At 69.7% G+C, this 9,220-nt stretch carries 5 protein-coding genes; 3 read left to right on the forward strand and 2 right to left on the reverse strand.

Features of this window, described 5'->3' with window-relative positions:
• The first annotated feature begins 190 nt into the window (after nt 1-190).
• The 3 genes from ACWDOP_RS16425 to treY all read left to right on the forward strand — a co-directional run bounded on the left by ACWDOP_RS16425 (nt 191) and on the right by treY (nt 6,080).
• Nucleotides 191-1,309, forward strand: a complete 1,119-nt coding sequence (locus ACWDOP_RS16425; RefSeq protein ID WP_456345735.1) for a bifunctional helix-turn-helix transcriptional regulator/GNAT family N-acetyltransferase — start codon at nt 191-193, stop codon at nt 1,307-1,309.
• A 236-nt stretch (nt 1,310-1,545) separates the two neighbouring features.
• Nucleotides 1,546-3,660: a glycogen debranching protein GlgX gene (glgX, locus tag ACWDOP_RS16430; RefSeq protein WP_456345736.1), complete on the forward strand. Its 2,115-nt coding sequence runs from the start codon at nt 1,546-1,548 to the stop codon at nt 3,658-3,660.
• Between the two features lie 11 nt (nt 3,661-3,671).
• Nucleotides 3,672-6,080 (forward strand): malto-oligosyltrehalose synthase, encoded by a 2,409-nt coding sequence (gene treY, locus ACWDOP_RS16435; RefSeq protein WP_456345737.1) that lies wholly within the window; start codon nt 3,672-3,674, stop codon nt 6,078-6,080.
• A 43-nt stretch (nt 6,081-6,123) separates the two neighbouring features.
• Here treY and ACWDOP_RS16440 read toward each other — a convergent pair whose 3' ends face one another.
• Both ACWDOP_RS16440 and ilvA read right to left on the reverse strand, forming a co-directional pair.
• Complete coding sequence (locus ACWDOP_RS16440; protein ID WP_456345738.1) at nt 6,124-7,443, reverse strand: DUF2235 domain-containing protein; 1,320 nt, start codon at nt 7,441-7,443, stop codon at nt 6,124-6,126.
• A 257-nt stretch (nt 7,444-7,700) separates the two neighbouring features.
• The gene (ilvA, locus tag ACWDOP_RS16445; RefSeq protein ID WP_456345739.1) at nt 7,701-9,065 is read right to left on the reverse strand and encodes a threonine ammonia-lyase IlvA; all 1,365 of its coding nucleotides are present in this window, start codon (nt 9,063-9,065) and stop codon (nt 7,701-7,703) included.
• Between the last annotated feature and the right edge of the window lie 155 nt (nt 9,066-9,220).

Below are 9,220 nucleotides of genomic sequence, written 5' to 3' on the forward strand. Positions count from 1 at the left end.
GCGGCCACGACACTCCTTCACTGGACGGCACCCGCGCCGGTCATCGGACACAGGCTTGAACGGCGTTCAAGTTATCACGAGGCGATGCGGAATCCGGCGAATCCGCCCGCTGACCGGGCCTCCTCCCGTATTCTTTGACATCGTCAAAGAAATGACTATCTTTTGACGAAGTCAACGAATGGGGGCCGCCGTGGCGTCAGACAATGAAATCTCATCCCCCGGGGAAGTACTCTCCACCACCGATCCGGACGTCGACTCCGGGCACATCGCCGCGGTCCGCGCCTTCAACCGCGGTTACACCCGCGTCGTCGGGGCGTTGCGGCACGGCGTCCTGGGCACCGACTTCTCCCTCACCGAGGCCCGCATTCTGTTCGAGCTGGCCACCTTCGGGGCCGCCGAGGTGGTGGATCTGCGCCGCGCGCTGGATCTGGACGCGGGCTACCTGAGCCGCATCCTCACCCGCTTCCAGGCCAAGGATCTGATCGCGCGCACCCGCTCGGACGTCGACGCCCGCCGCCAGGTCGTGGCGCTCACCGACACCGGCCGCGCGGTCTTCACCGAATTGGACAAACGGTCCCAGCAGGACATCAGCGAGCTGCTGCACCCGCACTCCCCCGCCGACCGCGACCGGCTGGTCGCGGCGATGGGCGTCATCGGGGAGATACTGGACCGCGAGAACCCCGGCGGTGCGGCGCAATTCGCCGTCACGGGCACGACCGGAGCCCACGCGCCGGCCACGCCCGGGCCGGCGGCCGCGCTCATCTCCGGATCGACCGGCTCGCCATCGAACACCGCCCGCCTCACCGGGTCCGACTCCGCCGTCACCCTGCGCGATCCCGGCCCCGGCGACCACGGCTGGGTGATCCAGCGCAACGGCGCGGTGTACGCCCGCGAGTTCGGCTGGAATCAGGAGTACGAGGCGCTGGTGGCCCGCATCGTCGCCGACTTCCTCAATTGCCATGAGCCGCACCGCGAACGCGCCTGGATCGCCGAGCACCGGGGCGCACCGGTCGGCGCGGTCTACTGCATGCAGGAGAGCGCGGACACCGCCCGGCTGCGCGTGCTGCTGGTGGAGCCCACCGCCCGCGGCCTCGGCATCGGCGGCGCCCTGGTGAACGCCTGCGTCGACTTCGCCACCGCGGCCGGCTATCGCGAACTCGCGCTGTGGACGACCAACGCCCAGACCGCCGCCCGCCGCATCTACGACCGCGCCGGATTCGAGCTGGTCCAGGAGGATCCCCAGTTCCTGTTCGGCCACAACCTCCTCGGCCAGCGGTTGAGCCGGCCGCTCACCCCCACCTCTCGCTGACCCCTGCGAACGCACCCTCTCCGAGCCCGCGCACGACCACTGCTGGCCGACCCCGCGCCGCCCGGCGACCGCGGTAGCGACGTGGCCGCACGCGACACCGCGCCCGCCACTCCGCCCGCACCGCCGCGCCCCCGCGCCCAGCACCCACGTCCGCCCGCGCGACCGGGCGATCCCCCGTCCCCGGTGGGCGGAGACCAGCCGACCGAGCGCCCGCTCCGGACCGATAGGGTCTGGGCATGGCTCCCGCGACGACCGACTCGGCACCACTCGGTGTCTGGCCGGGAACCGCCTATCCCCTCGGCGCGACGTACGACGGCGCGGGCACCAACTTCTCGCTGTTCTCCGAGGTCGCGACCCGGGTCGAGCTGTGCCTGATCGACGCAAACGGCGAGACCCGCGTCCCCCTGGACGAGGTGGACGGGTACGTCTGGCACGCCTATCTGCCCGGGATCGGGCCCGGCCAGCGCTACGGCTTCCGCGTGCACGGCCCCTACGATCCCGCGCGCGGACTGCGCTGCGACCCCAGCAAACTGCTGCTCGACCCCTACGGCAAGGCCTTCGAGGGCGACTTCGGCGCCGACGTCGCGCCCTACAACTACGGCCAGAACACCCTGGGCCACACCATGACCGGCGTGGTGATCAACCCGTTCTTCGACTGGCAGCACGATCGCGCGCCGCAGCGCGGCTACCACGAGACGGTCATCTACGAGACCCACGTCAAGGGCATGACCCACACCCACCCGGCCGTGCCGCCGGAACTGCGCGGCACCTTCGCGGGCATGGCGCATCCGGCGATCATCGGCCACCTGGTGCGCCTGGGCGTGACGGCGGTCGAGCTCATGCCGGTGCACCAGTTCCTGCACGACCGGCTGCTGCTCGATCGCGGCCTGCGAAACTACTGGGGCTACAACAGTTTCGGCTATTTCGCCCCGCACGCGGAGTACGCCGCGAGTACCGCGCCGGGCGCGGCGGTCACCGAGTTCAAGGCCATGGTGCGCGCCCTGCACGCCGCCGGCATCGAGGTGATCCTCGACGTGGTCTACAACCACACCGCCGAGGGCAACGAGTTCGGCCCGACGCTCGGCTTCCGCGGCATCGACAACGCCGCCTACTACCGCCTGGTGGAGAACGATCCCCAGCACTACATGGACTACACCGGCACCGGCAACAGCCTCAACGTCCGGCATCCGCACACCCTGCAGCTGATCATGGATTCGCTGCGCTACTGGGTGCTGGACATGCACGTGGACGGCTTCCGCTTCGACCTGGCCGCCGCCCTGGCCCGCGAACTGCACGACGTCGACCGGCTGGCGACGTTCTTCGATCTGGTGCACCAGGATCCGGTGGTGAGCCAGGTCAAACTCATCGCCGAACCGTGGGACGTCGGCGAGGGCGGCTACCAGGTCGGCAATTTCCCGGTCGCCTGGACCGAGTGGAACGGCAAATACCGTGACACCGTGCGCGATTACTGGCGCGGGCAACCGGCGACGCTGGGCGAGTTCGCCTCTCGGCTCACCGGCTCCTCCGACCTCTACGAGGCGACCGGCCGCCGGCCCAGCGCGAGCATCAACTTCGTCACCGCGCACGACGGGTTCACCCTCGCGGATCTGGTGTCCTACAACGAGAAACACAATCACGCCAACGGCGAGGGCAACAACGACGGCGAGACCTACAACCGCTCCTGGAACTGCGGGGTGGAGGGACCCACCGACGATCCGGATATCCTGGCGCTGCGCGCACGGCAATCCCGTAATCTGCTCGCCACCCTGCTGCTCTCCCAGGGCACCCCGATGCTGCTGTACGGCGACGAACTCGGCCGCACCCAGCACGGCAACAACAATGCCTACTGTCAGGATTCACCGCTGTCGTGGATGGACTGGTCGCTCATGGACACCAACGCCGATCTCCTCGAATTCACCCGGCGCGCGGTCGCGGTGCGCGCCGGGCACCCGGTGTTCCGCAGACGCCGGTTCTTCGACGGCAGGCCCGCGCCCGAACACGATCACCCCGATGACATCGCCTGGTTCACCCCCTCGGGCGCGGAGATGACCGACGTCGACTGGGAGACCGGTTTCGGCCGTTCGCTCGCGGTGTTCCTCAACGGCGACGGCATCCGCGAACCCGGCCCGCGCGGTGAGCGCATCACCGACGATTCGTTCCTGCTCTGCTTCAACGCCCACGACGCCGCCCTGGAGTTCACCCTGCCCGACGCCGCTCACGCCCGCACCTGGTCGGTGGAGCTGGACTGCTCCACCCCCACCGGGCGGCCCGCCGCCGACACCGTCCACCCCGCCACCGGCGCCCTGCGAGTGCCCGCACGCTGTCTGCTCGTGCTGCGCCGTACGGCATGATCGAACACGACATGACCAGCACGCCCGAACACCTCACCGGCCCCATCGCCCGGCCCACGCCCGTCCGCAGCACCTACCGGCTGCAACTGCGACCCGACGCGCTGAGTTTCGCCGACGCCCGCGCCATCGCCGAATACCTGCAGCAGCTGGGCATTTCGCACCTGTACCTGTCACCGGTGATGACCGCCGCGCGCGGTTCCACCCACGGGTACGACATCACCGAACCCACCACAGTCGCCGCCGCGCTGGGCGGTCCCACCGGCTTCAAGGCCCTCTCGGACGAGGTGCGCGGGCGCGGTATGGGCCTGATCGTGGACGTGGTGCCCAATCACGTGAGCGTCACCGATCCGCGCCAGAACGCGTGGTGGTGGGATGTGCTGCAGCACGGGCGCGACTCCAAGTACGCGCACTTCTTCGATATCGACTGGAGTCCGGCCAACGGCGCGGGCGGGCGGATCGCACTGCCGGTCCTGGCCAACGAGAACGATCCGGCGGCGCTCTCGGTCGATCGCGCCGGGCTCGAACCCATGCTCGCGCTGCACGACATGCGCTTTCCCATCGCGCCGGGCACCGACGGCGAGAACGCGCTGCGGATCCACGACAAACAGCACTACCGCCTGGTCAACTGGAAATCCGGGTTGTGCGGATACCGGCGCTACTTCACCGTCGGCGGGCTGGCCGCCATCCGGCAGGAGGACCCCGAGGTCTTCGACGCCACCCATCGCGAACTCGCGGCCTGGTGCGAACACGACCTCATCGACGGTGTGCGCGTGGACCATCCGGACGGGCTGGCCCGGCCCGCGGAGTACCTGGCCAAACTCCGCACCCTCATCGGACCGCACCGGCTGCTGCTGGTGGAGAAGGTCCTGGCCCCGGGCGAAACCCTCGACGGCGCGCTCGCGGTGAACGGCACCACCGGCTACGACACCCTCGCCGACATCGGCGGCGTGCTCATCGACCCGGACGGGGAGAAGATCCTCACCGACCTCTCGCGCACCTTCACCGGCCACGGCAGCGACCGGGCCTGGTTCACCGAGAACGAGCACCGCATCAAACGCGCCGTCGCCGAGACCATGCTGGTGCCCGAGGTCCGGCGCCTGGTCGCCGCGGTCAAACGCGACGCGCGCGCGGACGCCTTCGACACGATGGCGCTGATCAACGCCACCATCGAGGTGCTCTCGCACATGCCGGTGTACCGCACCGACTACACGCCGCTGGCCGGGCGGGTGAGCGCGGTCATCACCGAGGTGATCGGGCGCAACGCCGAACTGACGGCGCCGCTGCAGGTGCTGGCCACCGCGCTGGCGGTCAACGCCGAGGCCGCGACCCGGTTCCACCAGGTCGGCGGCGCGATCACCGCGAAGGCCATGGAGGACACCATGTTCTACCGGGCCGCGCGGCTGGTGTCGCTGCAGGAGATGGGCGCCGACCCGACCCGGTTCGGCGACTCCGCCATCGAATTCCATCTGTCCATGGCCGAGCGCGCGGCCCGCTGGCCCGCCACCATGACCACGCTGTCCACCCACGACACCAAACGCGGCGAGGACGTCCGCGCGCGGATCGGCATGCTCTCCCAGGTGCCCGACATCTGGGCACGCGCGGTCGGGGCCTGGAACGAGATCGCGCCCGGACCCGACGGCACCACCACACTGTTCCTGCTACAGAACATGTTCGGCGCCTGGCCGGCCGACGGCAGACCCGCCGCCGCGGTGCCCGGCTTCCGGGAGCGGCTACATCAGTTCGCGGAGAAGGCCGTTCGCGAGGCCGGGACCCGATCGTCCTGGGAAGAGCCCGATATCGAGTTCGAGAACGCGGTGCATCGCTGGATCGACCAGATCATCGACGGCCCGGTCGGACCCGAACTCGGCGAGCTGGTCACCGATCTGGCGCTGCACGCCTGGACCAATTCGCTGTCGCAGAAGCTGCTGCAGCTGTGCGCCCCCGGCATTCCCGACATCTACCAGGGCTGCGAACTGTGGGAGGACTCGCTCGTCGATCCCGACAACCGCCGCCCCGTCGATTTCACCCACCGCGCGCTGCTGCTGCAATCGCTCACCGGCACACCGGATCTCGATCCCTCGGGCGCGGTGAAGATGTGGATCGTGGCGTACGCGCTGTGGCTGCGCCGGGAACGGCCGGACTGTTTCGTCGGCGGCACCTACACCCCGCTGTTCGCCTCGGGCGATCACGCCGGAAATCTGCTGGCCTACGCGCGCGGGCGGCGCGGGGAGACCCCCGAGGTCATCGTCGCGGTCACCCGGCACAGCATTCGCCTGGACGAGGCGGGCGGCTGGGCGGACACGGTGCTGGATCTGCCGCAGGGGCACTGGACCGACCGGCTCACCGGGCACACCTTCTCCGGCCGGTCCCGGCTGGAGAAGCTCTTCGCGCGGCTGCCGGTCGCCCTGCTGGTGCGCTGAGCCCGGTGCGCCCGGGGGTCCGGGCGCACGAGGGGCACCGCGGTCAGGCGGCGGATTCGTCGTCGCCCGAGCGATCCCGGTACGTCGCCGACGCTGCCGCCTCGGATGCCGGGGCGAGCGCGGCCGTCGCGGGCACCGGTTCGCGTGCGGCGGCCGTGGCGGCCATCGCGTGCACTCGCGCGGTCGCGCCGACGAAGATCGGGTGCACCCCGGACCCGGTGGCCGGCGCGGTGTACGGCCCGAAGTCGGTCGGTTCGATGAGATCGGCGGGCACCGCGCCCGTCAGCGCCGCGCGCCAGCGCCGCAGATTCAGCGGCCGGTACTCACCCGTGGTGTGCGCCGCCGAGGCCAGGTAGCTGTCCTGATCGGTGGCCGCGAGCACCCGGCGCCAGGAGTCCCAGAAGAAACGCGGGTTGCGCGGATTGCGCAGCAGCCGAACGAGATTGAGGATCCGGAAGCCGATCGAGAGCGAATCGTGCAGCCGTTCGTGCTCGGTCTTGCCCGTGCAGTTGGCCAGCAGCGTGGCCAGCCGGGATCGGTCGAAGGCCAGGCCCTCGGCCTCCGCCTCGGCGATCATCCAGCGCAGGGTGATGTCGGACAGCGCGCATTCGGGATAGCCGCCGCCGATGTCGGAGTGCACGCCCTCGAACCAGACCTGCTTGACCCGATCGGTGCGCCGGTACTTCTCGGCCAGTTCGACCGGCACCTCCCACAGGCACGGTTCGAAGGCGCGGCGGCGCTCGTCCAGGGCGAGCGCCTGGCGCGCGCAGTGCACGCTGCTGGAGAGCCGCACATCGTGGAATCGATGCCGCCAGGCGGTGATTCCCGGAATACCCATCGCGCCGACGGTGTCGAAAACGCCGAGGAAGTTGATTTTCACCGGGTCCGGATAGCAGTGCGCGCGGCGGAATTCGGCCCATTCCGGCGGGTCGGCGTCCATCGGATTGGCTTTGCGCTGCTGATAGATCCGCAGCGCCTCGGGATATTTCCCCGCGATCATGGCGGCATAGGTGAGGATGCCGAGGCGATGAATCATGCCGGCCAGACTGCGCGCGGTATAGGCGCCGCGGCTGAAACCGAAGATGAAGATCTCGTCGCCCGGTTCCCAATTCAGGGCGAGTTGCCAGTAGGCGGCGGAAAGATTGGCTTCCAGGCCGAGGCCGAATGCCCCGCCCAGCAGCCGATCGGAGGCGAACCCGCGGGCTCCCGGCCCGGAAATGTAGTAAACCCGTTGTCCCACAGGCTCACCGGCGCCGTCGGTGCCGGTCAGGCACACCGTCTGCGCGATCTTCACGATGTTCGATACCGTGCTGCTGGACTCGGCCTTCCAGGTGCCGTCGCAACACACCACAAGCCTTTTCATGAACCGATCCTCCACCCCTGGATAGTCGTCCCACACGCGTAGTCGACTACTCGACTCATCGGGGAGAATCCCCGCGGGCGTCAGCCCGTCCCCCGGGAAATCGCGCAATCCCCCTGACAGCATGCGGTAAAAGCACCGTCGGCGCACGAGAATATCGCACCGTGGCGGCGGCGAACGGGAAACGCGCCGTCGATGCGGAGAGTCGGCGAAAATGCCCGGCCCGCCCCGGAATCCGATCCGGGGCGGGCCGGCGCGGCTCAGGTGAGGTAGCGGTACGCGGGCGAACCCGGTTCGAGGCGTTCACCGCGAATCGGGGATTCGTCCATGCGCTTCTGCAGCGGTTCGAGACCGTCCAGCGCGCCCAGTTCGATGCCGACCAGCGCGGCCCCGGTTTCCCGGTTGTTGCGTTTGACGTACTCGAACAGGGTGATGTCGTCGTCGGGACCGAGCACCTCGTCCAGGAAGCGCCGCAGCGCGCCCGGCTCCTGCGGGAAGTCCACCAGGAAGTAGTGCTTCAGGCCGCGATGCACCAGCGAGCGTTCGATGACCTCGCCGTAGCGCGAGACATCGTTGTTGCCGCCCGAGAGCAGGCACACCACGGTCGAGCCCGGTGCCAGGTCGATCTCGCGCAACGCCGCGGTGGCCAGCGCGCCCGCGGGCTCGGCGACGATGCCCTCGTTCTGGTAGAGCTCGAGCATCGTGGTGCAGATGGCGCCCTCGTCGATCGTCATCATGCGGAAAGCGCCTGCGCCGCCGATGGATTCGGTCGTGGTCAGCAGGGGCAGCGAGGCGTGCGAACGCGCCTGCCCGCCCAGCCGCGCCACCGCGGTGTAGGGCACCGCGCCGATCCGGCGCACCGCCGCGCCGTCCACGAACGGATCGATCTCGGGCAGGGTGACCGGTCCACCGGCGACCATGGCCGCGGTCATGGAGGCCGCGCCCGCGGGCTCGACGCCCAGGATCGCGGTGTGCGGCGAGCGCTCACGCAGGTAGGTGCTGATACCGGCCAGGCAGCCGCCACCGCCGACCGGCACGATCACCAGATCGGGGGCGCGATCGAGCTGGTCGAGGATCTCCGCGGCGATGGTGCCCTGCCCGGCCGCGGTGCGCGGGTCGTCGAAGGGCGGGACCATGGTCGCGCCGGTGCGCTCCACGTCCTCGACCGCCGCGGCCGCGGCGGCGTCGTAGGTGTCGCCGACGGCGATGAGCTGCACGAAGTCCCCGCCGTGCACGCGGATTCGATCACGCTTCTGCTTGGGAGTGGTGGTCGGGACGTAGATGCGGCCGGTGATGCCCATGGCATTGCACGCGAAAGCCACGCCCTGGGCATGGTTTCCAGCGCTGGCGGCGACCACGCCCGCGGCGCGTTCGGCGGCGGTCAGCTGGACGATGAGGTTGTACGCGCCGCGCAGCTTGTAGGAGCGCACGGCGGTGAGGTCCTCGCGCTTGAGGTAGACCTCGGCGCCCTTGCCCGCCGACAGCCGCGCGATCCGTTGCAGCGGCGTCGGCTCGATAATGTCGGAAATTCGCTTCGCGGCGGCATCGATCTCGTCCGCGCTCAACTCGGGCACGGAACTGGGCACTTTCTCTGCAACTGCGAGCGGATCCGACACCCGACACATGGTACTGAGCCGAGCCGGGCGGTATCGCGCCGACCGGCGAATACACAATCCCGATCGCGTGATCGTGAGGCCGGCCCCCGCGCACACGAGTCGGCCCGTACCCCACCGCGGTGGGCGCAGGATTCGGCCCGTCGAGTACAGACCTGCGTTGAGAC

Source organism: Nocardia sp. NPDC003693 (genome assembly GCF_053981095.1).

Excerpts from the sequence above, each read along its gene's own strand:
- ACWDOP_RS16440 (WP_456345738.1), bottom strand. The coding sequence starts at position 7,443 with ATGAAAAGGCTTGTGGTGTGTTGCGACGGCACCTGGAAGGCCGAGTCC.
- treY (WP_456345737.1), top strand. The coding sequence starts at position 3,672 with ATGACCAGCACGCCCGAACACCTCACCGGCCCCATCGCCCGGCCCACG.
- ilvA (WP_456345739.1), bottom strand. The coding sequence starts at position 9,065 with ATGTGTCGGGTGTCGGATCCGCTCGCAGTTGCAGAGAAAGTGCCCAGT.
- glgX (WP_456345736.1), top strand. The coding sequence starts at position 1,546 with ATGGCTCCCGCGACGACCGACTCGGCACCACTCGGTGTCTGGCCGGGA.